Origin of the sequence: Hymenobacter telluris, from assembly GCF_017313265.1 — a bacterium.
Lineage (GTDB): Bacteria > Bacteroidota > Bacteroidia > Cytophagales > Hymenobacteraceae > Hymenobacter > Hymenobacter telluris.
This window is the reverse complement of record NZ_JAFLQZ010000007.1, coordinates 129,227-153,424: the sequence shown is the minus strand read 5'-3', so window position 1 is coordinate 153,424 and position 24,198 is coordinate 129,227. Positions and strand designations below refer to the sequence as shown.

The 24,198-nt window shown below is 57.2% G+C and carries 21 protein-coding genes; 15 read left to right on the top strand and 6 right to left on the bottom strand.

Annotated elements, in window-relative coordinates; genetic code table 11:
• The first annotated feature begins 223 nt into the window (after positions 1-223).
• The 5 genes from J0X19_RS12770 (at position 224) to J0X19_RS12750 (ending at position 7,592) form a co-directional block, all read left to right on the top strand.
• The gene (locus J0X19_RS12770) at positions 224-1,663 is read left to right on the top strand and encodes a Gfo/Idh/MocA family protein (protein WP_206984748.1); all 1,440 of its coding nucleotides are present in this window, start codon (positions 224-226) and stop codon (positions 1,661-1,663) included.
• A 302-nt stretch (positions 1,664-1,965) separates the two neighbouring features.
• Complete coding sequence (locus tag J0X19_RS12765) at positions 1,966-3,609, top strand: CTP synthase (RefSeq protein ID WP_206984747.1); 1,644 nt, start codon at positions 1,966-1,968, stop codon at positions 3,607-3,609.
• A gap of 219 nt (positions 3,610-3,828) precedes the next feature.
• Positions 3,829-5,709 carry a membrane protein insertase YidC gene (gene yidC / locus J0X19_RS12760; RefSeq protein ID WP_206984746.1) on the top strand — a complete coding sequence of 627 codons (1,881 nt, stop codon included), beginning with the start codon at positions 3,829-3,831 and terminating at the stop codon, positions 5,707-5,709.
• Positions 5,710-5,843: 134 nt separating this feature from the next.
• Complete coding sequence (locus tag J0X19_RS12755) at positions 5,844-6,335, top strand: DUF6438 domain-containing protein (RefSeq protein ID WP_206984745.1); 492 nt, start codon at positions 5,844-5,846, stop codon at positions 6,333-6,335.
• 183 nt (positions 6,336-6,518) lie between these two features.
• Positions 6,519-7,592: an SDR family oxidoreductase gene (locus J0X19_RS12750; RefSeq protein ID WP_206984744.1), complete on the top strand. Its 1,074-nt coding sequence runs from the start codon at positions 6,519-6,521 to the stop codon at positions 7,590-7,592.
• Between the two features lie 176 nt (positions 7,593-7,768).
• On the opposite strand, the gene J0X19_RS12745 is transcribed toward J0X19_RS12750, so the two are convergent.
• Positions 7,769-9,442 carry an ABC transporter substrate-binding protein gene (locus J0X19_RS12745; RefSeq protein WP_242582553.1) on the bottom strand — a complete coding sequence of 558 codons (1,674 nt, stop codon included), beginning with the start codon at positions 9,440-9,442 and terminating at the stop codon, positions 7,769-7,771.
• An 87-nt stretch (positions 9,443-9,529) separates the two neighbouring features.
• Here J0X19_RS12745 and J0X19_RS12740 point away from each other — a divergent pair, with 87 nt between their 5' ends.
• The 7 genes from J0X19_RS12740 to lepB all read left to right on the top strand — a co-directional run bounded on the left by J0X19_RS12740 (position 9,530) and on the right by lepB (position 15,565).
• Complete coding sequence (locus tag J0X19_RS12740) at positions 9,530-10,210, top strand: metal-dependent hydrolase (RefSeq protein ID WP_206984743.1); 681 nt, start codon at positions 9,530-9,532, stop codon at positions 10,208-10,210.
• A 98-nt stretch (positions 10,211-10,308) separates the two neighbouring features.
• Positions 10,309-11,118 (top strand): ParA family protein, encoded by an 810-nt coding sequence (locus J0X19_RS12735; protein ID WP_206984742.1) that lies wholly within the window; start codon positions 10,309-10,311, stop codon positions 11,116-11,118.
• 75 nt (positions 11,119-11,193) lie between these two features.
• Positions 11,194-11,571: a hypothetical protein gene (locus J0X19_RS12730; protein ID WP_206984741.1), complete on the top strand. Its 378-nt coding sequence runs from the start codon at positions 11,194-11,196 to the stop codon at positions 11,569-11,571.
• Between the two features lie 150 nt (positions 11,572-11,721).
• Positions 11,722-12,684: a ParB/RepB/Spo0J family partition protein gene (locus J0X19_RS12725; protein ID WP_206984740.1), complete on the top strand. Its 963-nt coding sequence runs from the start codon at positions 11,722-11,724 to the stop codon at positions 12,682-12,684.
• A gap of 114 nt (positions 12,685-12,798) precedes the next feature.
• Positions 12,799-13,452 (top strand): DUF5683 domain-containing protein, encoded by a 654-nt coding sequence (locus J0X19_RS12720; RefSeq protein WP_206984739.1) that lies wholly within the window; start codon positions 12,799-12,801, stop codon positions 13,450-13,452.
• An 89-nt stretch (positions 13,453-13,541) separates the two neighbouring features.
• Positions 13,542-14,261: a 4-hydroxy-tetrahydrodipicolinate reductase gene (gene dapB / locus J0X19_RS12715; RefSeq protein ID WP_206984738.1), complete on the top strand. Its 720-nt coding sequence runs from the start codon at positions 13,542-13,544 to the stop codon at positions 14,259-14,261.
• 122 nt (positions 14,262-14,383) lie between these two features.
• Positions 14,384-15,565 carry a signal peptidase I gene (lepB, locus tag J0X19_RS12710; protein WP_206984737.1) on the top strand — a complete coding sequence of 394 codons (1,182 nt, stop codon included), beginning with the start codon at positions 14,384-14,386 and terminating at the stop codon, positions 15,563-15,565.
• A gap of 166 nt (positions 15,566-15,731) precedes the next feature.
• Here the strand turns inward: lepB and J0X19_RS12705 are convergent, their stop codons facing one another.
• Positions 15,732-16,397 (bottom strand): uracil-DNA glycosylase, encoded by a 666-nt coding sequence (locus J0X19_RS12705; protein ID WP_206984736.1) that lies wholly within the window; start codon positions 16,395-16,397, stop codon positions 15,732-15,734.
• A gap of 110 nt (positions 16,398-16,507) precedes the next feature.
• Here J0X19_RS12705 and apaG point away from each other — a divergent pair, with 110 nt between their 5' ends.
• Both apaG and J0X19_RS12695 read left to right on the top strand, forming a co-directional pair.
• Positions 16,508-16,894: a Co2+/Mg2+ efflux protein ApaG gene (gene apaG, locus J0X19_RS12700; RefSeq protein ID WP_022822610.1), complete on the top strand. Its 387-nt coding sequence runs from the start codon at positions 16,508-16,510 to the stop codon at positions 16,892-16,894.
• Positions 16,895-16,997: 103 nt separating this feature from the next.
• Positions 16,998-17,828, top strand: coding sequence for an O-methyltransferase (locus tag J0X19_RS12695; RefSeq protein WP_242582551.1), 831 nt, complete (start codon positions 16,998-17,000; stop codon positions 17,826-17,828).
• A 105-nt stretch (positions 17,829-17,933) separates the two neighbouring features.
• On the opposite strand, the gene kdsA is transcribed toward J0X19_RS12695, so the two are convergent.
• Both kdsA and J0X19_RS12685 read right to left on the bottom strand, forming a co-directional pair.
• Positions 17,934-18,758, bottom strand: a complete 825-nt coding sequence (kdsA, locus tag J0X19_RS12690; protein ID WP_206984734.1) for a 3-deoxy-8-phosphooctulonate synthase — start codon at positions 18,756-18,758, stop codon at positions 17,934-17,936.
• A gap of 100 nt (positions 18,759-18,858) precedes the next feature.
• Positions 18,859-19,464 carry a methyltransferase domain-containing protein gene (locus J0X19_RS12685; RefSeq protein WP_206984733.1) on the bottom strand — a complete coding sequence of 202 codons (606 nt, stop codon included), beginning with the start codon at positions 19,462-19,464 and terminating at the stop codon, positions 18,859-18,861.
• Positions 19,465-19,592: 128 nt separating this feature from the next.
• Between J0X19_RS12685 and J0X19_RS12680 the strand changes: the two genes are divergently transcribed.
• A complete protein-coding gene (locus tag J0X19_RS12680) occupies positions 19,593-20,540 on the top strand; it encodes a hypothetical protein (RefSeq protein WP_206984732.1) in 948 nt (315 codons plus the stop codon).
• A gap of 140 nt (positions 20,541-20,680) precedes the next feature.
• Here the strand turns inward: J0X19_RS12680 and map are convergent, their stop codons facing one another.
• Positions 20,681-21,445, bottom strand: coding sequence for a type I methionyl aminopeptidase (map, locus tag J0X19_RS12675; RefSeq protein ID WP_206984731.1), 765 nt, complete (start codon positions 21,443-21,445; stop codon positions 20,681-20,683).
• Positions 21,446-21,535: 90 nt separating this feature from the next.
• A complete protein-coding gene (gene cphA, locus J0X19_RS12670) occupies positions 21,536-24,163 on the bottom strand; it encodes a cyanophycin synthetase (RefSeq protein WP_206984730.1) in 2,628 nt (875 codons plus the stop codon).
• Between the last annotated feature and the right edge of the window lie 35 nt (positions 24,164-24,198).

Sequence of the window (24,198 nt, the reverse complement as noted above, 5' to 3'; positions counted from 1 at the left end):
TTCAACTGTTGGTGTTGGCACTGGCCGGGTACCAAGCTGTTTGCAAAGGACTTGTGAGAGAGGCAAAAGAGCAGGCAAATAAAAGTGCGGACAGCGTGAAGGCCAGGGGGTTATAGCCGTTCAGCTTCGATGGTCCTAGCTGTTTTCACTCGGCCAGTGAGCAACTTCCTGCTCGCCATACAGTACACTCTTCTTGTAATCAACCACCTGCATTCCTGTTTCCATGTCTTTCACCAACGAACTATTAAACACGGTGTTGCGCCACGCCGGCCAGGAAGTGTCGCGCAAAGAATTTCTGAACTTAGCCGGCCGCGGCCTGGCCGTGGGCGTGGCGGCCGGCACCCTCGCCAGCTGCCAGTCCGATGGGCCCGCCAAGGCCACAGCGGCGGCCACGCCTACCACCGGCACGCCCGCGTCGGAGGTAGATGCCAGCACCATCTACACTGCCCCCAGCGGCCAGCAAGTACCTTCCTCCGAAGCAGTGTCGCCGCCAGCCAAAGTGCCTGCCGGGCTAGACAAACCGATTGAGTTGGAAGCCTGGAAATCCGACGTGGACCCGAAATCGGGGCCGGTGCCTACGCCGCTGCCGCCCGACAAGCGGGTGGGCTATGCGCTGGTAGGGCTCGGCCACCTCACGCTGGAAGAGCTACTGCCGGCGTTTGGCGAATGTAAAAAATCGAAGCCGGTGGCGCTGGTCAGCGGCTCGCCCGAGAAGCTCAAGAAAGTGGCCCAACAGTACGGCATCAAGCCCGAAAGCTGCTACAGCTACCAGGATTACGAGAAGCTGAAAGACAACCCCGACGTGCAGGCCATTTACATTGTGCTGCCCAATTCCCTGCACGCCGAATACGTGATTCGCGGCGCCAAAACCGGCAAGCACATCCTCTGTGAGAAGCCCATGGCCAATTCCGCCAAGGAGTGCGAGCTGATGATTGCCGCCTGCAAGCAAGCCAACGTGAAGCTGATGGTGGCCTACCGCATTCAGTACGAGCCCTACAACCGCCAGGTGCGCGACATGATTCGGGACGCCAAATTTGGCAAGGTGAAATACATCCAGGCCCAGAACAGCCAAAGCTCCGCCAACCCCGACCACTGGCGCCACAAGAAGGATCTGGCCGGCGGCGGCGCCCTCCCCGACATCGGTTTGTATTGCCTCAACACGTCTCGCTTCCTGCTCGGCACCGAGCCTACCGAGGTATTTGCCCACTCGTACAGCACGCCCGGCAACCCGCTGTTCAAGGAAGTCGAGGAGATGATGACGTTCCAGCTGCGCTTCCCCGGCGGCATTGTGGTGGACAGCATCACGCACTACAACACCCACGACTCGCGCTACTACCGCGTGAACACCGAGCGGGGCTGGCTCCACCTCGACAACGCCTATGCCTACACCGGCCAGCAGCTGAAAACTTCCCACGCCGAGGGCGAGGCCAAGATGCAAAACCAGATTACCATTCCCGCCAAAAACCAGTTTGCCGCCGAAATGGACCACTTTTCGGAGTGCATCCTGGAAAACAAGCAGCCCCACACGCCCGGCGAGGAAGGCCTCCAAGACCACCGCATCATGGACGCCATCTACCAATCAGCCCGGGAAAACCGCCCCGTAAAGCTGCCCGAGGTAAAAGGCACCGACGTATTCCGCGGCCCAGAGCCCAAGCAAGCGTAATGTGAGGAGCTAGGAGCTAGTAGTTAGAAGCCAGAAGCTAACGTCTAGCTCCCCTCCTTTTTTCAAATTCCGCGCATCAAGCGGCGTGGGTTAGGGGTGGTTAACTAGGGTTAGGAAACTAGTTCTAACAGTCGTTCAACGATTTTACCACCCCCAGCCCCTCCTTGAAAAAAGGAGGGGAGCCATGTTCTTGCAGCCTTCTTCTAGCTCCCTCAACTCCTAGCTTCTAACTACATCTTCTCGCGCGTAGCACAAAGTTTCGTGGATTGCCCCGGATATATCCCCTAACTTTGTTTCCCGTTATGCCAGACCGAACCCCTACCCCCACGGCTGCAACGGCCAAGTACATTTTCGTCACCGGTGGAGTGACTTCCTCGCTGGGCAAAGGCATCATTTCCGCCTCCCTGGCCAAACTTCTGCAAGCCCGCGGCTTCCGCGTCACCATCCAGAAGTTCGACCCCTACATCAACATCGACCCCGGCACGCTCAACCCCTATGAGCACGGCGAGTGTTATGTAACCGACGACGGCGCCGAAACCGACCTCGACCTAGGCCACTACGAGCGGTTCCTGAACGTGCCCACCTCGCAGGCCAACAACGTCACGACGGGCCGCATCTACAACCACGTTATCAGCAAGGAGCGCGAAGGTGCTTACCTGGGCAAGACCGTGCAAGTGGTGCCGCACATCACCGACGAAATCAAGCGGCGCATGCTGCTGCTCGGCCAAACCGGCGAGTTCGACGTGGTGATTACCGAAATCGGGGGCTCCATTGGCGACATCGAGAGTTTGCCGTTTGTGGAATCGGTGCGGCAGCTGCGCTGGGAACTGCCCGAAAGCAGCTCCCTCGTGATTCACCTTACCCTGCTACCCTACCTCAAGGCGGCCGGGGAGCTGAAAACCAAGCCAACCCAGCACTCGGTGCGCGACCTGCGCAGCGCCGGCCTGCAGCCCGATATTCTGGTGTGCCGCTCCGAGTACCCCATTCCGGCCGAGATGCGCCGCAAGATTGCCCTGTTCTGCAACGTCAACATCAATTCCGTTATCGAGAGTCTGGACGCGGACAGCATCTACTCCGTGCCTTTGCTCATGCTCAAAGAGCACCTCGACGAGCGGGTTATCAAGAAGCTGAAGCTGCAAAGCAGCGCAGCCCAGCCCGACCTGGAGGCCTGGAAAGACTTCCTGGGCCGCCTCAAGAACCCAACCGAGGAAATTACGATTGCGCTGGTGGGCAAGTACGTAGAGCTGCCCGACGCCTACAAATCCATCAACGAAGCCTTCGTGCATGCCGGCGCCCAAAACGAGTGCAAGGTGACGGTGCGCAGCATCCAGAGTGACCACATCAACGAAGACAACATTGCGCAGCTGCTGCACGGCGTGGATGGCGTGTTGGTAGCGCCGGGCTTCGGGGAGCGGGGCTTCGAGGGCAAGATTCTGGCCGTGAAGCACGTGCGCGAAAACAACATTCCGTTCTTCGGTATCTGCCTGGGTATGCAGGTGGCCGTGGTGGAATTTGCCCGCAACGTGCTGGGCCTGAAGGAAGCTTCCTCCACTGAAATGCACCCGCAGACCACCGCCCCCGTCATTGCCATGATGGAGGAGCAGAAGAATATCACCCAGAAAGGCGGCACCATGCGCCTCGGGGCCTACGATTGTGAGTTGCGCCGCGGCTCGAAAGCAGCCAAAGCCTACGGCCGCAACCACATCAGTGAGCGGCACCGCCACCGCTACGAATTCAACAACCAGTACCTCCAGCAATTCGAGGACGCCGGCATGATTCCCTCGGGCATCAACCCCAGCACGGGGCTGGTGGAAGTGGTGGAGCTACCGAACCACCCGTGGTTTGTGGCCGGCCAGTTTCACCCCGAGCTGAAAAGCACCGTTCAGAACCCGCACCCACTGTTTGTGCGCTTCGTGAAAGCCGCCATCCAGCACCGCAAGGTGTAGGTGAGGTGGTGAAATAGTGAGATGGTGAAATGGTGAGTTTGATGTGCTGACATTCTGTCTGCTCGGTTCGCGCAACCGGAACATCAAACTCACCATTTCACTATTTCACCATCTCACCTTAATATTCCCTGACAAGTCCGACCTTTGCGGTAGCGTCGCCGGATTTTTGAAGGGGACGCGGCATACTTCACACTCTTTAGTGCCCTCATTTTTACCTGAATGGACAAAAATTCAGCAACCGGCCTGTTTCTGATTGCGGCCTTGCTCCTGGTCTACCTGTATTTCTTCAAGCCGGAAGCGCCCACCGAAACACCGGCCGACAAGCCCACCACGGCCGCCAGCGCCAAGCCCAACGCCACCGGCGCGGCTACCCCTGCCGCCCCGCTCGATTCGGCTACGGCAGCCCGCACCTTGGGCGCCTTTGCTGGCGCTGCTACCGGCACCGCCCAGCAAGTGGAGTTGAAAAACGACAACCTCGTGGTTACGTTTTCCTCGAAAGGTGGCCTGCCCGTGGCTGTGCGCCTGAACAAGTACAAAACGTTCTTCGGCAAGCCGCTCGACCTATTTGATGCGCAGAGCGCCCAGATTGATACTAAGTTTCGCACCATCGGGGGCCAAACGGTTCGGTTGTCGGACTTGTATTTTCAGCCTAGCGCGCCGCAGCCAGTAACGGAAGGCGACAAGAAAGGCCAGCGCCTGAGCTTTACGGCCGGCGTGGCGGGCGGCCAGGTAGAGCAGGTATATACCTTGTTCGACAACTCCTATGAAGTAGGCTACGACTTGCGCTTTACTGGTTTGCAACAGACCATGTCGCAGGAGCCGCTGACGTTCAGCTTCGTGGACCACGTGCGCCAGACCGAGCAGGACATCAAGCAGAACCGCAACCACACCACCATCAACCACTACCTCGCCAACGACGACCACGGCTCCCTCGCCGAGGCCTCCGAGAAGCCCGAGGAAGTGAGCATCACGGAGCCGCTGAAATGGGCCGCGCACAAGCACGACTTCTTCGTGGCCGGCATTATTGCCAACAATCAGTTCCCGAACGGCAAGTTCACCTCTACGGTTGACTTGAACGACAGCACGTTCATCAAGACCTTGAGCACCACGCTCAGCATCCCCTCGGCCGACGTGCAGCAGGGCAAAGCCAGCTTCCGCTACTTTTTCGGCCCGAACTCGTTCAGCATGTTGAAAGAGGTGACGCCGGGCTTCGACCGGAACGTGTACCTGGGCTGGGGCGTGTTCCGCTGGGTGAACCAGTTCGTGATTCTACCGGTGTTCCACGTACTGGAGAAGTTCATTTCCAGCTACGGCATCATCATCGCGCTGCTGGTAGTGCTCATTAAGCTGGTAACCTGGCCCTTGACCTACAAAACCTACGTGTCGCAGGCGCGCATGAAGGTGCTGAAACCGGAAATCGACGCCATCAAGGAGAAGGCCGGCGACGACCAGATGAAGGCGCAGCAGGAGACGATGAAGCTCTACTCCACCTTCGGGGTGAGCCCGCTAAGCGGCTGCGTACCCACGCTGCTCACCATCCCGATTCTGTTTGCCATGTTCCAGTTCTTCCCCAACGCCATTGAGCTGCGGCAGGAACCGTTTCTGTGGGCCAAGGACCTGAGCACCTACGACAACCTCATCAAGCTGCCCTTCGCAGTGCCGTTCCTGGGTAGCCACATTAGCATCTTCACGGTGCTGATGACCATTTCGACGCTGGTAATGACCTGGCAGAGCAACGCCATGAACCCGGCCGCCATGCAGGGCCCCATGAAGTTCTACAGCTACCTGATGCCGGTGGTGTTCATGTTCGTGCTGAACAGCTTTGCGGCTGGTCTGACCTGGTACTACTTGGTTTCCAACCTGGTAACGCTCGGCCAGCAGGCCCTCACCCGCCGCATGGTGGACGACACCAAGATTCGGGCGCAGCTCGAAGCCAACAAGGTGAAAAACAAAGACAAGAAGCCCAGCGGCTTCGGGGCGCGCCTCCAGGACGCCATGCGTGCCGCCCAGGAGCGCGACGGCCAGGGCCGCAAGAGCGACGATGGCACTTCGGCTACCGTACTGGAACCCAAGCCAAAGAAGCCAACCCGCCGCTCATAATGCGGAAGTGTTGCTTCACGAAGCAGTAACCTTTAAAAGCCCTTCTACCGTTTGGTGGAAGGGCTTTTTCGTTGCCGAGCGTAAACCGGCCTGCTTTTTGAAAACTGCTACCCACCTTCTTTTCCGTTCTTGCTATGCATTTCCTTCTGCCCTCCCTGCTGCTGACTGCCTTGCTTACTGGTTGCGCCTCGCAAACGCCTAACGCCGCCCAAACCACCAAGGCAACTGCCGAGCAGCCCGCTACTGCCGGTCCGGTTATCGTGTTTCGTAAAACGCCTTGCTTCGGCACTTGCCCGCACTATGAGGCCAGCATCTACGCTGATGGCCGGGTGAGCTACGAGGGCTTTAAGTACGCCCCCGTTGAAGGGAAGCGCGAGCTGAAAATGACCATCGAAACTGTGAACAACATTCTGGCGGAAGCCAGGGCGGCGCGCTTTACGGAGCTACCGGAAAAGTACGGTGCCGGCATCTCCGACCTACCTTCCACTTCCCTCACCATCACCCCCGCCGCTGGCCCCGCCAAAACCGTTACGGTGGAAGGGCAAGCGCCGGTTGAGCTGCAAAACCTGCTCAGCTACGTGCAAAAGCAGGTAGAGGAAAGTTTGGGCGCTTCGGCTACTCGCTAGCTCAACCGGCACCTGCCAATCCGCTGCACATCGGCTCCGAACCTTACGTGGAAGGGCGAAAACCGGGATTTTCGCCTTGTTGGGTATACTTGTGCTTGTGTCACCCATTGCAGAAATAATAGGTCGTGCGGGTGCACCCTGCGTATAGGCTGTTGCAGGAAGGCTACTTTCCTTCTTGCTTGAATGATGACCAATAAAACTGCTTTGATAGTTGGCGCCAGCGGAATTGTAGGCAGCAACCTGGCCCACGAGCTGCTTACTACGGGCTGGACAGTATATGGCCTGGCCCGCCGTCCGCCACAACATATCCTGGGTTTGCACCCCGTAGCCGCCGACCTGCTCGACCCTACCAGCCTGGAAGTGGCCCTGACCGACGTGAACCCAACCCACGTGTTCATCACGACTTGGATGCGGCAGGACACCGAAACCGAAAACATCCGCGTCAATGGCGCGCTGGTGCGCAATATTCTGGCGGCGCTTTCCCCGAAAAAAACCGTGCAGCACGTAGCGTTGGTTACGGGGCTGAAGCATTACCTGGGGCCGTTTGAAGCGTACGCCAAAGGCGGCACGCTGCCGGCCACGCCGTTCCGGGAAGAGCAGCCCCGGCTGGCCATCGACAACTTCTACTACGCTCAGGAAGACGAAGTATATGCCGCTGCCGCCCGCGACGGTTTCTCTTGGAGTATTCACCGCCCACACACCATCATTGGCAAGGCCGTGGGCAACCTCATGAACATGGGCACCACCCTGGCCGTGTACGCCAACATCTGCAAGGAAACCGGCCAACCGTTTCAGTGGCCCGGCTCAGAAGCGCAGTGGAACGGCCTTTCCGACGTTACCGATGCCCGCATCATTGCCAAGCAATTGGCCTGGGCGGCCACTACACCGGCTGCGCGCAATGAGGCATTCAACATCGTAAACGGCGACTATTTCCGCTGGAGCTGGCTTTGGCCCCGGCTGGCGGCCTGGTTTGGCGTGGAAGCCCGCGGCTTTGATGGCACGGTGCACCCGCTGGAAGTGCAAATGGCCGGCAGCGAAGCAACGTGGCAAGCTTTGGCGGAGCGCCACCAGTTGGCCGTGTCGGAACTTAGCCAGTTGGCCTCGCCCTGGCACACCGACCTCGACCTTGGCCGCCCGCTGGAAGTCATGACCGATATGACGAAAAGCCGCAAGCTGGGGTTCTATGAGTACCAGCCCACTGAGGATTCCTTCTTCGACCTGTTTGCGCAGCTGCGGCAGGACCGGCTTATTCCGTAGCCCTGGCCGTTGAAGCCCCTGCAAACCAAAGCCCCTTGGCACCCTTCGTTGTGGTGGCCAAGGGGCTTTTGGCTAGCTCCATTTGTTGAAGGCTTTCCGTTGTCTTTTCAGGTGGTCATGCTGCGCTGGCCGAAGCATGACGGACGTTTTGCTTACTGTCCACACTTTAGCTGACATCAATCTTTCCGGACTCGCTCCAGCACCAGTTGGTTCATGGGGTTGGGCGTGAGGCCTTGCACGTTGTTTTGGGTGAGGCGTACCACTTCGTCGTAGTACAGCGCAATAACCGGGCATTCCTCCACCACAATGCGGTCCATCTGCCGGTAGAGGTCGTAGCGCTTTTCCAGGTTTTGCTCCAGGCGGGCTTGCTCGTACAGCTGGTCGTATTTCGCGCTTTTGAAGTGCGTTTTGTTGGGGCCAGCCGGTGCGAAGTTGTGGCTGTAGAATAAGGCCAGGTAGTTTTCGGCGTCGGGGTAGTCGCCGAGCCAGCTGCGGGTGAAGAAGGCGGCGCGGCCGTTGTCAATCAGCTCCCCGTGGGCGGCTCCCTGGTTCACGTCGATTTCCACCTGCACGCCCACTTCGGCCCACTTTTTCTGATAATACTCGCAGTACTCTTTGCTTTCGGCCACCGTGCTCAGGCGCAGGCGCAACGGCTTGCCGGGTCCGTAGCCGGCTTCGCGCAGCAGTTGCCGCGCCTTATCGGGCTGGTAGGTGTAGCCCGGCACCAGTTTCGCGCTGAACGAGGGCAACGAGGCCGGCACGAACCCCGAATTGCCCGGCAACCCGATGTTGTTGACGAAGTAAGCCAGAAACTCCGGCTTGTTGAGGGCATAGTTCAGGGCCTGCCGCACCCGCTTGTCGCGCAGGGCGCGGCCGGTTTCGGCGTTGTCGCCGCGCAGGTTGGCGGGGTCCTGCTGCATACCCAAGTACTCGGTGTTCAGGTAGGGCACTTTTTGCAGCCGGAACTTACCCTTGAAGTCGTCGCGCACCGAGCCATCCGGATACAGAATCAAGTCGCGCGAACCGGACCGAATGCCGCTGATGAAGTCCAGCTTACCCTGCTGAAACGTCAGAAACTCGGTTTTACGGTCCTGAATGAAGCTGATTTGCACCGCATCGAGGTAAGGCAGTTGCTTGCCCTGGGCGTCGCGCTTCCAGTACGTAGGGTTGCGGTGGTAGATGATGGCGTTGCCTTCGTCCCACTCCTTGAACTGAAACGGCCCCGTACCCACCGGATGCTCCCGGAAGTCCTTGCCGTACTTCTGCACGGCCTCGCGCGGCACCACGTAGGCGTAAGGCATCGTCAGCATCCCCAGAAACGGAATAAACGGCTCCTGCAAATGGATCCGCAGCGTAGAATCATTCGCGGCCACGAAGGCAGTATCGGACGGTTCGCCCTGAGCGTTTTCCAGCACCTTGCCCCGGAAAATCCAGCCGCCGGGGCTGGCCGTAGCCCCATCGAGCAGCCGCCGGAAGCTGTACACGAAATCGTGCGCCGTCACGCGCCGGCCCTTGCCACCCGGAAATACGTCGGCGTCGTGGAAGCGCACATCGGGCCGGAGCGTGAAGGTATAGTGGCGGCCGTCGGCACTGATTTCGTAGCGGCGGGCCACCGACGGGCCGGGCTTGAGGCTGTCGTCGAGCTCCACCAAGCCGTTGTAGAGCTGGGTGGTAGCCCAGGTATTGGCTTGGTTGCGGGCAAAGGCGGGGTCCAGCGAGGTGAGGCTCTCGGGCTGGTTGTAGCGGAACACGCGGCGGGCCTCAGTGGCGGGCGCGGGCCCTTGGCAACCAGCTAATGCCGCTAGCAATACGAAAGCATAACCGGAAACCAGACGCGAAATCAAGGGCATGGGAAAGGCGGAATCACGTATATTTGCAACAAAGGTACCCGCTCTGGCCATTGCCTCCTGCCGCCGGCCAGCCACTTTCCAATTCTTATGCAACTTACCTACTACGGCCACGCTTGCTTCCTTCTCGAAACGGGGGGTAGTAGTGTGCTTTTCGACCCGTTCATCAGCCCGAACCCACTGGCCAAGGACATCGATATCAATACGATTAAAGCCGATTTCATCCTGCTCAGCCACGGCCACGCCGACCACGTAGCCGACGTTGAAGCCATTGGCCAGCGCACCGGTGCCGAGGTGGTAGGCATTGCCGAAGTAGTGGGCTGGTTCGGCCAGAAAGGCCTGAAAGCCAACTACGGCATGAACATCGGCGGTAAAGTGAAGCTGCCGTTCGGCACCGTGAAAATGGTAGCCGCGCTGCACTCCAGCTCCCTGCCCGACGGCTCATACGGCGGCATTGCGGCGGGTTTTGTAGTGGAAGCGGAAGGCAAAACCTTCTACTTCGCCGGCGACACGGCCCTCACCTACGACATGAAAATCCTGGGCGAGCAGTACAAGCTGGATTTTGCCATATTGCCCATCGGCGACAACTACACAATGGGCATCGACGACGCGTTGGTAGCCGCCGACTGGGTTGGCGCTCAGAAGGTTATCGGCATGCACTACGATACGTTTCCGGCCATTACCATCAACCAAGAAGAAGCCCAACAGAAAGCCACTCAGGCCGGCAAAGAGCTGGTGCTGCTGAAAATTGGGGAAACCATTACTTTGTAGAGTTATGAGTTGTGAGTTATAAGTTATGAGTTGGATTCTCGAAACACACCAATTCACAACTCACAACTCATAACTCGTAACTCATAACTCATACCCTCATGGGAAAAATCATTGCGGTAGCCAATCAGAAGGGCGGGGTGGGCAAAACCACTTCGGCTATCAACCTGGCGGCCAGTCTGGCGGCGCTGGAGTACCGGACGCTCCTCGTGGACGCCGACCCGCAGGCCAACGCCACTTCCGGCGTGGGCTTCGACCCCAAGGACATCGAAAACAGCATCTACGAGTGCATGGTGGATGGCATCAATGCCCAGGATATCATCCTGCAAACCAACATCCTGCCGCACCTCGACCTCATGCCCTCCCACATCGACTTGGTGGGCGCCGAGGTGGAAATGATTAACCTGCCCAACCGGGAGGAAAAGATGAAAGACGCCCTGCGGCCCCTCGCCGAGCAGTACGACTTCATCATCATCGACTGCTCGCCGAGCTTGGGTTTGATTACGGTAAATGCCCTCACTGCGGCACATTCCGTTATCATTCCGGTGCAGTGCGAGTATTTCGCGTTGGAAGGCTTGGGCAAACTGCTGAACACCGTCAAAATCATCCAGAGCCGCCTAAACGAGGAGTTGGAGATTGAAGGCATCCTGCTCACCATGTACGATGTGCGTTTGCGCCTAAGCAACCAAGTGGTGGAAGAAGTGAAGCTGCACTTTCAGCAGCTCGTGTTCGACACGATTATCCCGCGCAACGTGAAGCTGAGCGAGTCGCCGAGCTTCGGCATTCCGGTTATCCTGCACGACGCCGAAAGCAAAGGCAGCATCAGCTACCTCAACCTGGCCCGCGAGATTGTGGAAAAGAACGTGGAAGCCGCCGGCACCTCCGAAACCTCGGAAGACGCCGCGGCATAGCTTCCCCCCTTATTTATACGACAACAGCCCGCGAGTTTCGTGGGCTGTTGTCGTGTATAAGCTATTTGTATTGCTATGGAATCTTATGCCAAGGCCGGACTACTGCCTGATTTTCGAGTTAGCTATACCTTGTATAGCGCCGAAGAAGGTGGCCGCAAAACACCTGCCCGCCAGCATATCCGCTGGGATTTTAGGTACGACGAACCCGCCATATCCACTAGCACTTTCATGGTTTGGCCCGAGATTCTGCTCCCTAGTGGCGCCCTGCTGATAGATGGAGTTGTGCCCACGCATGGGCTAGCAGATATGTTCATCATATTTCCTACCTCTCGCGCCTTTCATCAGCAACACATCAAACCAGGCTTGCGGGGCTATTTTGTGGAAGGTGCCCGACGGGTTGCCGTATGTGAGGTAATTGCAATACTCAATCTGCATTCCAACCCACTGCAATAAAGCTCACTAAACAAAACATGAAGTGGTATTAACTCAACGTTCCACGCTTATTTTACTTTCGTGGAACAAAATACCCCGCCCTTCCCCGGCGTTTGTGTATTTTTGAATCCCGCTTTTTCCCGTGCCATTGCGGGAAGGTGGATTGTAGGTATGTCAGACAAGCAAGAAGAGAAATCTGTGCCGGCGGGGCCTCTCGGGGCCAAACGCAAAATTGGGGGCTTAGGCCGTGGCCTGAATGCCCTGATTGAAGGCAGCTACGAAAAGAAGAGCGAACGGGTAGGTCTGGTACCGCACCCCATGAACTCAGTGGGCATGATTCCGGTGGGCCACATTGAAGCCAACCCCTACCAGCCCCGCACCCACTTTGACCAGGATGCCTTGCAGGAACTGGCTGAGAGCATCAAGGTGCAGGGCATCATCCAGCCCGTAACCGTCCGCCAGACGGGCACCAACGCCTACCAGCTTATCAGCGGGGAACGGCGTTTGCAGGCGTCCAAGCTGGCTGGCCTCGATACCATACCGGCCTACATCCGGAAAGCCGACGACCAGCAAATGCTGGAAATGGCCCTCATCGAGAACATTCAGCGCGAAAACCTCAACGCCATTGAAATTGCGCTGAGCTATCAGCGGCTGGTGAGTGAGTGTAACCTGAAGCAGGAAGAGCTGGGCGACCGGGTGGGCAAAAACCGCTCGACCGTGACCAACTACCTGCGCCTGCTGAAGCTCCCCCCCGATATTCAAATCGGTTTGCGCGATACGGCTATCAGCATGGGCCACGCCCGCGCCCTCATCAATATCGAAAACCCGGAGCAGCAGCTTGCCCTGTTTCACCGCATTCTGGCCGAAGAGTTGTCGGTGCGCAAGGTGGAGCAGCTGGTGCGCGCCGGGCTGAGCCCAGCGGAAAAGCCAGGTGCCCCAACTGCTAAGCCTGAGCAGGAAGTAGCCGGCCAAGTGCCTGTTGCTGAGCTGCGTCGTACTGAGCGCCACCTGACGGAGCGGTTTGGCAGCCGGGTAATGGTGAAACCGGGCCCCCAGGGACGCGGTGAAATCAAGATTGCCTTCGATTCGGTGGAAGACATGCAGCGGATTCTGCACATTCTGCAACCTGCTTAAGAGGTAATAGCTTGAATGTGAGTTTATATAGCCACTTGCCAACTTCAACAGACTAGGTAATACCGGCTAGCGTTAGCTGCTCATTATTCAATCTATCGTCGCTCCTCCTTGTTTATGCACACTTCCTCCTGCTTTCGGACTATAGCAGCCGCTGTTCTGCTCATGCTGCCGCTTCTGGCAACGACGAAAGCGCACGGCCAGATTTCCCCGGCTACGTCTACCACTACCGTAACAGCGGGGCCAGACTCCACCCAGGTGAATACGGTTGTCGTGCCTGATTCGGTACGCCGTACGGCCAAGCTGTTTGGGTTGAAAATGACGAAGCCCAGTAAAGCCGGTCTATTATCGGCCTTGTTGCCCGGTGCCGGCCAGATCTACAACCGGCGCTGGTGGAAACTGCCGCTGGTATATGGCGCCGTTGGCGGAACGTTGTACGGGGAGCTATACTACCAGAGGCAATACAAAATATTCATTCAGGCCCGAGATAACCGCATCAGTGGCCAGCCAGACAACAATCCCATCACGCAGCGGCTCCAAGGCAATACCATAGACCGGGGCATCAATTTGTACCGGCGTCAGCGCGACGTGTTCATTGCCTACGTGGCGCTGGCTCATGCGGCACAGATTCTGGATGCTGTAGTAGATGCTCACCTGAAAGATTTCGACATCAGCGACGACCTAAGTTTACGCTGGGAACCCACCCTTATGCACATGCCCACAGCAGCAGTTGCTACGCCGGGCATTGGTGTTACACTCACTTTTAAATAAGTTGTCCGTTACCAGTTATCAGTTGCCGGTTGATATCAACTACTTAATGGCACTGGTAACTGGTAACGGACAACTGACAACTCACTATCATGAAGCTTCTGTTGATAGGCTACGGCAAAATGGGCCGGGCTATTGAGGCCCGGGCCGTAGCACGCGGCCACCAGATTGCCGGCATCATCGACCCGGCCTTTCCCGAAGCCAGCATCACCGACTTCGACCCGGCGACTGTTGATGCCGCCATTGAATTCACCCACCCCGACGCAGCCTTTGCCAACATACAGGCCTGTTTGCGCCAAGGGCTACCGGTGGTATGCGGTTCCACAGGCTGGCTGCACCATTTTCAGGAAGCCGTGCAGCTGTGCCAGGAAACGGATGGTTCGCTGTTTTACGCGTCCAACTACAGCATTGGAGTGAATCTATTTTTTCACTTCAACGAGTACATTGCCACCAAAATGCATCAGTTTGGTGGCTATGACGTGCAGGTGCGCGAAATCCACCACACTCAGAAAGTAGATCAGCCGAGCGGTACCGCCCTCACGGCCGCCGAAGCCATCCTGCGGCACTTCCCGGCCAAAACCACTTGGCGTAATGATGCCGCTCAAGCGCCCCACGAGTTGGCCGTGCTCAGTGAGCGAACCGGCGCAGTAGTAGGTACGCACATCGTTACGTACAGTTCGGAAGCCGATACGCTGGAACTCAAGCACGAAGCCCACTCGCGCGACGGTTTTGTGGATGGCGCTTTGCTGGCCGCAGAGTGGCTACCCGGCCACCAGGGAGTATTCGGCATGAAAGATTTGTTGGGTATCTAACTCGCGGTAGGTTTACCGGCTACTCCGGGGCAATACTGGCAGGCCCTAGCAGGCAAGCCGTTATCTTTACCACTCAAGCACCAGCTTAGGCTGGCGTCACATTTTCGACTCCTCCATTCATCATGGCCGTACAACAGTCTTGGGAAGAACGCATGAAAGCGGCTGCCGCTTCCAATAAGCCCATTGAAAAGAAGAAAAGCTTCTGGCGGGAATGGGGCGACGCCATTCTGTTTGCCGTAGTAGCCGCTACCCTCATCCGCTGGGCCACCTTCGAGGCGTATACCATTCCTACGCCTTCGATGGAAGACTCGCTACTGGTAGGTGACTATTTGTTTGTGAGCAAGCTGCACTACGGGCCACGTACGCCCCAAACGCCGCTGCAAATTCCGCTTACGCACCAAACGCTGTGGGGCACCGGCCTCAAGAGCTACTCCGACGCCATTCAGCTGCCGAGCTACCGTTTGCCGGGCTTTTCGGAGGTGAAAAGCGGCGACGTGGTGGTGTTCAACGTGCCTTTCGAGAGCCAGCACCCCGCCGACCTGCGCACCAACTACATCAAGCGGTGCGTGGCCGTAGCCGGCGACGTGCTGGAAATTAAGGATACGCAGGTGTTCATCAACGGCAAGCCGATGAGCAACCCGCCGCAAAGCCAGAACCGCTACTTCCTGCAAGTGCCCCAGCCCAACGACGACCTGTACAAGTCGTTTCAGGAGCAGCACGTTACCAATTTCAACCGCCCCGATGGGAAGCCCGAGCCGCTCTACGGCATGCAGGAGCCTACTTTCATGATTGACGCCACGCCTGCTACCGCCGAGTTTTTCCGGAAGCAGCCCTACGTGAAGGCCGTTATTCAGGACAAAGCCGCGCCGGGCCAGGCTGAGGCTGAGGTGTTCCCGAACAACCCCGACTACCCGCAGAGCACGCCCCAGCCCATCAACACTTGGAACAAGGACAATTACGGCCCGCTGCAATTACCCAAGGAAGGCCAAACGGTACAGCTCACCCCGCAGAACACGCCTATCTACCAGAAAATCATTATGCGCTACGAGCACAATGAAGGCGTGACGATGCAGAACGGCGTACTGACGCAGAACGGCCAGCCCATGAAGAGCTACACCTTCAAGCAGAACTACTATTTCATGATGGGCGACAACCGCCACGACTCGCTGGACTCCCGCTATTGGGGTTTCGTACCCGAAGACCACATTGTGGGCAAGGCCGTGCTCATCTGGATGTCGGTGGACCCCTACGGCGACTTCTTGCACAAAATCCGCTGGAACCGCCTGTTCAACACCATCGACTAGGAACGCGGATTTTGCAGATTAGTCGGATTGCACGAATTTTGGTGACCAACTAGTAAATGTTGTTGCAAACAAAGAAGGCTTGCCAAATGGCAAGCCTTCTTTGTTTGAGGGAGTTGCAATCGGCTACAAAATCCGTGCAATCCGACTAATCTGCAAAATCCGCGATTCACCAGACGATGGGGGGCAGGTTATGCTCCTGGAGGTAGGCATTGGTTTTGCTGAAGGGCTTGCTGCCAAAGAAGCCCCGGTCGGCGGCGTAGGGTGACGGGTGTGCAGCTTTGAGAATCAGGTGTTTCCGCTCGTCAATCAGCTCCGACTTCTTCTGTGCGTAAGCCCCCCACAGGATGAACACGACGTGCTGCTTTTCTTCGGATATTTTCTGAATGACAGCATCGGTGAATTGCTCCCAGCCTTTTTTCTGGTGGCTGGCCGGCTCGGCGGCGCGCACAGTAAGGGTGGCATTGAGCAGTAGTACGCCTTGCTGGGCCCACCTATCCAGGTTGCCGTTCGGCGCGGGCGGGGTGCCGGGCAAATCGTCCTGTAGCTCTTTGAAGATATTCTGCAAAGAAGGCGGGGTGCGTTTGTCCTCAGCTACCGAAAAGCTAAGTCCGTGGGCCTGGCCCTTGCCGTGGTAAGGGTCTTGGCCGAGGATAACCACTTTCACGGCATCAAACGGGCAGGCGTCGAAGGCATGAAAAATTTGCGGGCCCGGTGGGTACACGGTAGCCGTAGCGTATTCACCACGTACAAAAGCAATTAGGTGCTGAAAATACGGTTTTTCAAATTCGGGCTGTAATACCTTGCGCCAGCTTTCTTCTATCTTTACATTCATGCGTTGGAAAGAAATTATTATGGGTTGGGCGGACCAGAAAGGTCCCGGCTGCGTACATAAACCAATTTCCGGCCCAGGCTGTTAGTCTAACCCACACCGCATCATTTATCATGAATACGACCACCACGCAGGGCGTTACTGTGAGCGTCACGACCAACTATCTGCCCGACTATTCAAGCCCCGGCCAAGAACACTACGTGTTTGCCTACAAGATTGATATTCGGAATAATGGCGAATATACCGTGAAGCTGTTACGCCGCCACTGGTATATATATGACGCCAACGGCGTAGTGCGTGAGGTGGAGGGTGAAGGCGTAGTAGGCCAACAGCCCGTGCTGGAGCCCGGTGATGCTCACCAGTACGTGTCGGGCTGCAACCTGAAGTCGGGGCTGGGCAAGATGCGGGGCACCTACGAAATGGAGCGCCTGGCTGATGGCAGCGTCTTTACGGTGGAAATTCCGGAGTTCACGCTGGTAGTGCCGTATCGGTTGAACTGATTTGCCGACTAGTTGAATGGCTGAATCGGTAAATGGCTGGTCATTCAACAACCGTGGTAGAACCTTAGCCATTTACCGATTCAGTCATTCAACCAGTCACCACTTGCTCTTTCAAGCTCTTAGTTACGTTCGTTTTTTTTTCCGCTCGGGGAATGCGCATGGGCTGCATTCCCCGTTTGTTTTTGGGCTCTACAATTACGTTATCCATCATAGCGGGCAGTTCACAGCCTTTGAACCCATTGAGAAGCGCCGCCAAGAGCTGCTGCGCAACCGCCACTTACTTCAGGTGCGCGACTTTGGGGCCGGGTCGCACACCGGAGCCGGCCGGCAGCGCCGCATTGGGGATATAGCCCGCACGGCGGCCAAGCCGGCTGCGTTGGCGCAGTTGCTGTTTCGATTGGTGAATCACTTTCAGCCGCGCACCATTCTGGAGTTGGGCACCTCGCTGGGGCTTACTACGGCGTACTTAGCCGCCGCCAACTCGCGCAGCCGGGTACTTACGTTTGAGGGCTGCCCGAATACCGCCACCGTAGCCCGCCAGACGTTCGAGCAACTGCACCTATCAAATGTAGAGCTGGTAGAAGGCAACCTCGACGAAACTCTAGCCCCTACCCTGGCCACTCTCACGGAGCCGTTGGATTTCGCCTTTTTCGACGGCAACCACCGTTACGAACCGACGCTACGCTATTTCAACCTCTGCGCTGCGCACCGCACCGAGCGGAGCGTATTCGTCCTTGACGACATCCATTGGTCCAGCGAGATGGAACGAGCCTGGAATGCCATTAAGGAGCATCCCGAGGTGCGCCTCACCATCGACCTGTTTTTCGTGGGCTTGGTGTTTTTCCGCCGCAACCAGCCCCGCCAGCATTTCCAGCTGCGTTTCAACCACGTGGTTGATAAGGTGCTGAACGGGGTGAAACAGCTGGCGCCTTAGGTTAGTCTATGGTGAGTGGTTTTTGGATTTTCGTAATGCCAAGTGAAAGTTGAAACGTGACGAAAAACCAAAAACCACTCACCAAAAACCAACTATAAACCACTCTTACTTCACGGCCTCCCGCACTTTGGTGAGCTTCACCAGCAGTTCTTCCAGCTTGTCCAGCGCCAGCATGTTGGCCCCGTCCGATTTGGCCGTGGCGGGCGTGGGGTGCGTTTCAATGAACAGCCCGTCGGCCCCAACGGCAATGGCGGCTTTGGCAATGGTTTCGATGAGGGCCGGCTGGCCGCCCGTTACGCCGCTGCTTTGGTTGGGGCGCTGCAAGGAGTGCGTTACGTCCATCACCACGGGCACCCCAAAGTCGCGCATGGCAGGTAGGTTGCGGAAGTCCACCACCAGGTCGGAGTAGCCGAACGAATTGCCCCGGTCGGTGAGAATGACGTGCTGGTTGCCGGACTGGCGCACTTTATCCACCGCAAACTGCATGGCCTCACCGTTCAGGAACTGGCCTTTCTTGATGTTAACCACCTTGCCGGTTTCGGCGGCGGCAATCAGCAAATCGGTCTGGCGGCACAGGAAGGCCGGTATTTGCAGTACGTCCACGTATTGAGCGGCCAGCGCTGCCTCCCCCGATTCGTGAATGTCGGTAACGGTAGGCACCCCCATTTCGCGGCCGACTTTAGCCAGAATTTGCAGGGCTTTTTCGTCGCCAATACCAGTAAACGAGTCGAGGCGGGAGCGGTTGGCTTTGCGGTAGGAGCCCTTGAAGATGTACGGAATCTGAAGCTTATCGGTGATGTGGCGCACCTTTTCGGCGATGCGCAGGGCCATGTCTTCGCCTTCAATCACACAGGGGCCGGCCATCAAAAAGAACTGACCGGAATTGGTGTTGCGGAAATGGGGCAGGGTGTTGGCGAGGAGTTCGAGCATAAAGAAAGGCGTGAAGATGTGCGCAACAACTTGGTTCAGATCCTATCTGCTGGTTGCATCAAGCCAAAGGTAGGAGTATAACCCGAGCCGTACCGAGCAACTATTTTTTCTTCAGGCAGATAAACAGCTCCCGGTCCTGACGGGGCCGCAACGAATTGTAAGCCGTTTCAAAATGCACGAAATGAAAATAAGGCTCGAAGTACGCCCGGTATTCGGCGCGGGTACCACCAAATGGCGGCTCCGCCGATAAACCAAAATCGGTTTCAAACAGCAACCCGGCCAGAGTTCCACCGGGCTTGAGCAGGCGCGCGCACTGCTGCGCATACGCCGGGCGCAAGGCGGGGTCGAGGGCGCAAAAGAACGTCTGTTCCACTAGTAAATCGAAGGGCGGTGCGGGCTCAAGCGCGAAAAAATCTTGGTGCAGCAAGTGTGTAGCAGGAAAATCTGGTACCCGCTGCTGTAGTGCCTGCAAGGCCTCCGGGGCTATATCAGCCACATACACTTCCGAAAAGCCTTGCCGGTGCAGATACTCCGCCTCGTAGGCCCGGCCGGCGCCAGGCACCAGAATCCGGCGCGCGTCGGCGGGGCCTAACTGGTCGAAATATTCGCGCAAGGGCGGCGTTATAGCCCCGGCATCCCAGCCGGTTTGGTGGGCGGCGTAGCGGCCGCGCCAGTAGGCTTCATCAAGTTGGACAGCTGATTTCATGCAGACCTCGTACATTTCGTGTCACTGATTTCAATAGACAGAAATCAGTTTGTGGTAAAATTTCGTTTGTTTGCGGATAAAGATACCGCACTCCCGGCCTGTCCGGTTTTCATTTAACCCCCCTTGCAATGGAACAAGCTCCAAGTCCAGCTCCTCAGAACAATAGCCGTTTTCTACTCATTCTTGCCCTGGCCTTGGTGCTGCTGGGCATCAACGGCGTACTGTACTGGATGAACCGGCAGAAAAGCGCGGAGAACGAGCAGCTTACCACCCAGGTACAAGAGAAGGATGCTAAGCTGGAAGAACAAATCAAGCAGTACGAAACCCTAAAAGCCGATTTCGAGCGCCAAAGCCAGGAGGTGCAGGCTATGGGCTTGTCCAACGATTCGTTGGAATCCAAGATTGCCTCCATCAACGCCGATTTGCTGAAGCTGCGCTCCTTCAAAGCTGGTAGCTTTTCCATCAAAGAGCAGCAACGCTTCAAACAGCGCGCTATTAGCTTCGAGGCACAGCTACGCAAGAAAGACGAGGAAATTGCGCAGTTGAAAGCCGACAACGAAGCGCTTTACACGGAAACCACCACCCTCAAAGACCGTCAGAACCGCCTCACCGACACCATTACCACCATTGCCCGCTCCAACCAGGAGCTGAGCGAAAAGGTGGCCGTAGCATCGCGCCTGCAAGCTGAAAACATCCGGGTAGGCGTACTGAACTCGCGCGACAAGGAAAAGGATGATGCCGATAACGAGTTTAAAGCCAAGCGGGTGGAGAAAGTAAAAATCAGCTTCAACTTGGCTCGCAACGACGTGTCGCCGAAGGAAACCAAGCAGATTATGCTACGTCTGATTGAGCCCGACGGCTCGGCCCTCTACAACCTGAGCACCGGCGGCGGCACCTTCATGGTAGACGGCTCCGAGGCATTCTACACCGCCAAGCAAGACATCGTGTTCGACAACACGCGCCAGCCAGTGCAGTTTCTTTATGCGAAAGGCGCCGCTTACAAAACCGGCCAGCATACCGTAGAACTATATGAAGGCGGTGTGATGATTGGCAAAACCACCTTCACGCTCAAGTAAAAGCCCTGATTTTGCAGCTTAGTCAGATTTTGTAAACGACTATTCAACTCCTGATAAGAAATGCAAAACGGCTTGCCATCTGGCAAGCCGTTTTGCATTTCTTATGAAGGTCACGAAGCAGACGAGCCAGCCTGGCTTGCTTACTCCCAGATGTGGTTTGCCTCTGTTAGGATGATAGGCTGGCCATCTGTAATGACAATGGTATGCTCGTGCTGAGCCACGTAGCTACCGTCTTTGGTGCTCATGGTCCAACCGTCATTGAGTTGATGCGCCAGCGTGGCACGGGTGGAAATAAACGTTTCTACCGCAACCACCGAGTCCTTTTTAAAGCGCTTCAGGTTGTACCGGTCGTAGTAGCAGGGTATTTCCTTGGGCTCCTCGTGGAGGCTACGGCCAATGCCGTGCCCTACCAGGTTCTTGATGACCCGAAAACCCGCTTTCCGCGCTTCGCCCTCAATCAATCCGCCAATGTCGGCAATGCGGACGCCGCCACGAATACGGCTGAGAGCCGTGCGCAAAATTTGCCGGGAAGCATCAACCAATGGCTGATGATTATGAATGTCAGCCCCGAGCACGAAGGAGCCGCCATTATCGGCCCAGTAGTTGTCCAGCTCCGCCGATACGTCGATGTTCACCAGGTCGCCAGACTGTAGCACTTTGCGGTCTGATGGAATACCGTGCGCCACTTCGTTGTTTACACTGATGCACGTCCAGCCTGGGAAGCCATAGGTAAGCCGCGGTGCCGATTTAGCTCCCAGCGCCGCCAGAATACGTCCACCGTACTCGTCCAGCTCTTTGGTAGTCATACCCGGCTGGGCATACTCGCGCATCTGCTTCAAGGTGGTACCAACGGCTTCGCTGATGCGCTGCAAGCCAACTAGGTCTGCATGAGAGGTGATAGACATAAGACGAGAAGATTATTGCCCTACTGGTTTACCTGGTTAACAAGAAGAAAGCGCCGCCAGTTTACAATGCAATCCGGCTATTCAGCCAGTTTAGTGCGCTGATTCGTATTCTTCCAGTTTTTTCAGCACAGCCGTTATGTTCTCAGTGAAGAGTACTACCACTGCACCTTCCGGCGCATTGGCCAGCACATAATCCACGGCCTCCAGCTCGTTTTCAATGTAAGTGATGGGCAGTTCGGCGTGGTCGAGGCGTAGGCCGCGCTCCATGATTTCCTTGAGCTGCTCGGCTGTTTTACCGCGCAAGTCCCGGTCTTGGCGCAGAATTACCTCGTCGAAGATGCGGCCGGCAATTCGGGCGAAACCCAGCGTATCCTCGTCGCGCCGGTCACCCAGCCCCGACACCATCCCGATTTTCCGCGTGGCTTCCGTAGCATTCAGGAACTCCGCGAATTTCTCGATGCCGTGGGTGTTGTGCGCGTAATCCACAATCACCTCGAACTTCGGGAAGTTGAACACGTTCATGCGGCCCGGCGTCTTGCTGGCCGAGGGCACGAACGTACGCAGAGCCAGCTTGATGTCTTCCCGCTCGAAACCCGCCAAATAGCCGGTTAGCGCCGTGGCCAAGCTGTTTTCGATGTTGAAGGTAGCCCGCCCCCCAAAGGTTATCGGAAACTCGGCGGCCCGGTCGATCCGTAGCTTGTAGCTGTTCTTATAGATGGTCACGTAGCCTTCCTCATACACGGCGGCCACCCCACCGGCCTCCACGTGGTCGAGGATGCGGGGGTTGTTTTCGTCCATGCTGAACAGTGCCACGCGGCAGTCCAGCTTTTCGCGCATGGCGTACACCAGGTTGTCGTCGGCGTTGAGCACGGCCCAGCCGTTCTTGCGCACCGTGCGGGGCAGTACCCCCTTGACAGCGGCCATTTCCTCCACCGTATGAATGTCGCGCATGCCCAAATGGTCGGCGGCTACGTTGGTAACCACCGCAATGTCGCAGGTGTGGAAGCCCAGGCCGGAGCGCAACATGCCGCCGCGGGCCGTTTCCAGCACGGCGTAGTTGATGGTCGGATCTTTGAGCACGAACTCGGCACTTTGCCCGCCTGTGCAGTCGCCTTTCTGCAACTGCCGGCCTTGGATATAGATACCGTCGGTGGTGGTGAAGCCCACTTTATAACCCTTGGTGGTGACCATGTGGGCAATCAGGCGCGTAGTAGTGGTTTTGCCGTTGGTGCCGGTAATGGCAATGATAGGAATGCGGGCGTTGCTGCCGCGCGGAAACAGCATATCCACCACGGGTTCGGCCACGTTGCGGGGCAGGCCATCGGTAGGCGAAATGTGCATCCGGAAACCGGGGGCAGCATTCACTTCGATGACGGCGCCACGCGTTTCGTTCAGCGGCACCGCAATATCGGTGGTCATCAGGTCGATGCCGCAGATGTCGAGGCCCACGATGCCCGCTACCCGTTCGGCCAGCAGCACATTGTAGGGGTGCATCAGGTCGGTAACGTCGGTGGCGGTGCCGCCGGTGCTGATGTTGGCCGTGCTCTTCAAATATAGCGTTTCCCCGTCCGGCAGCACCGATTCCAGCGTCAGCTCCCGCCCTTTCAGAATATCAAGCGTGTGCTTGTCGGCCTTGATGCTGGTGAGCACCTTTTCGTGGCCGATGCCGCGGCGGGGGTCTTCGTTGACTTTGTCAATCAGCTCCTGGATGGTGCGCTGCCCGTCGCCGACTACGGCGGCCGGGGTGCGCTTGGCGGCGGCTACCAGCTTGCCGTTCACAACTAGCAGCCGGAAGTCGAAGCCTTCAATGAATTGCTCAACAATAACCGCTTTGGAATATGCCTGCGCCATCTTGAGGCCTTCTACCGCATCTTCCCAGTTCATGATGCGAATGGTAACGCCCTTGCCGTGGTTGCCGTCCAGTGGTTTGGTCACCAGCGGGAAGCCCAGGTCCTCAATGGCGTCGCGCAAGCCATTTTCCGAGTACACCGTAGTGCCTTTGGGTACCAGCACGCCCGCATCGTGCAACATGGCTTTTGTGCGGTTCTTATTACCGGCAATTTCCACCCCGGCGTGCGAGGTGTAGCTAGTAGTAGTGGCCCAGATGCGCTTCTGGTTGACGCCGTAGCCGAGCTGAATAATGCCGCTGTTCTTGAGCTGGATGTACGGTATGTTGCGCGAGGCCGCCTCCGACACGATGCTCCAGGTGCTGGGTCCGATGAATTCTTCTTCCCGGATTTCGTGCAGCTCGTCGATAATCGGCTTGAGGTCCACCTCTTTGCTTTGGCAAAGTGCTTCCACTATTTCCACCGCAGCCTCAGCAGCCCGGCGGCCGGCTCGTTCCTCCTGGTAGCTGAACACCACAAACTCAATCCCGTTTTCGCGCGCCGGGTACGATTTGCCCCAGAACACTGGCATACCGGCCTGCCGCTGCAACTCCAGCGCTACGTGCTGAATAACGTGGCCCAGTGGTTCGCCGTCGGCTAGTTGCTCCTTGGTTAGGGGCGGGTGCTTGGCGGCGTGCTTTTGCGTTTCGAAAGCAGCGTGCGGCTTGCCAATCTCCGGCATCAGTTCGGTTAGTCGGTCAGCTAGTTCGGGTACTGCATTCGACCATTGATCGGCAAAGTCTTCGAGGTCCACTTTCATTACAATTAGCTTGTAATGTTTAACGGACCAGTAGCTGGGCCCGCGCATGGTGCGTAGGTCAATAATTTTCATAAACGAAAACAGGGAGTGGAAGGCGAGTATGCGCG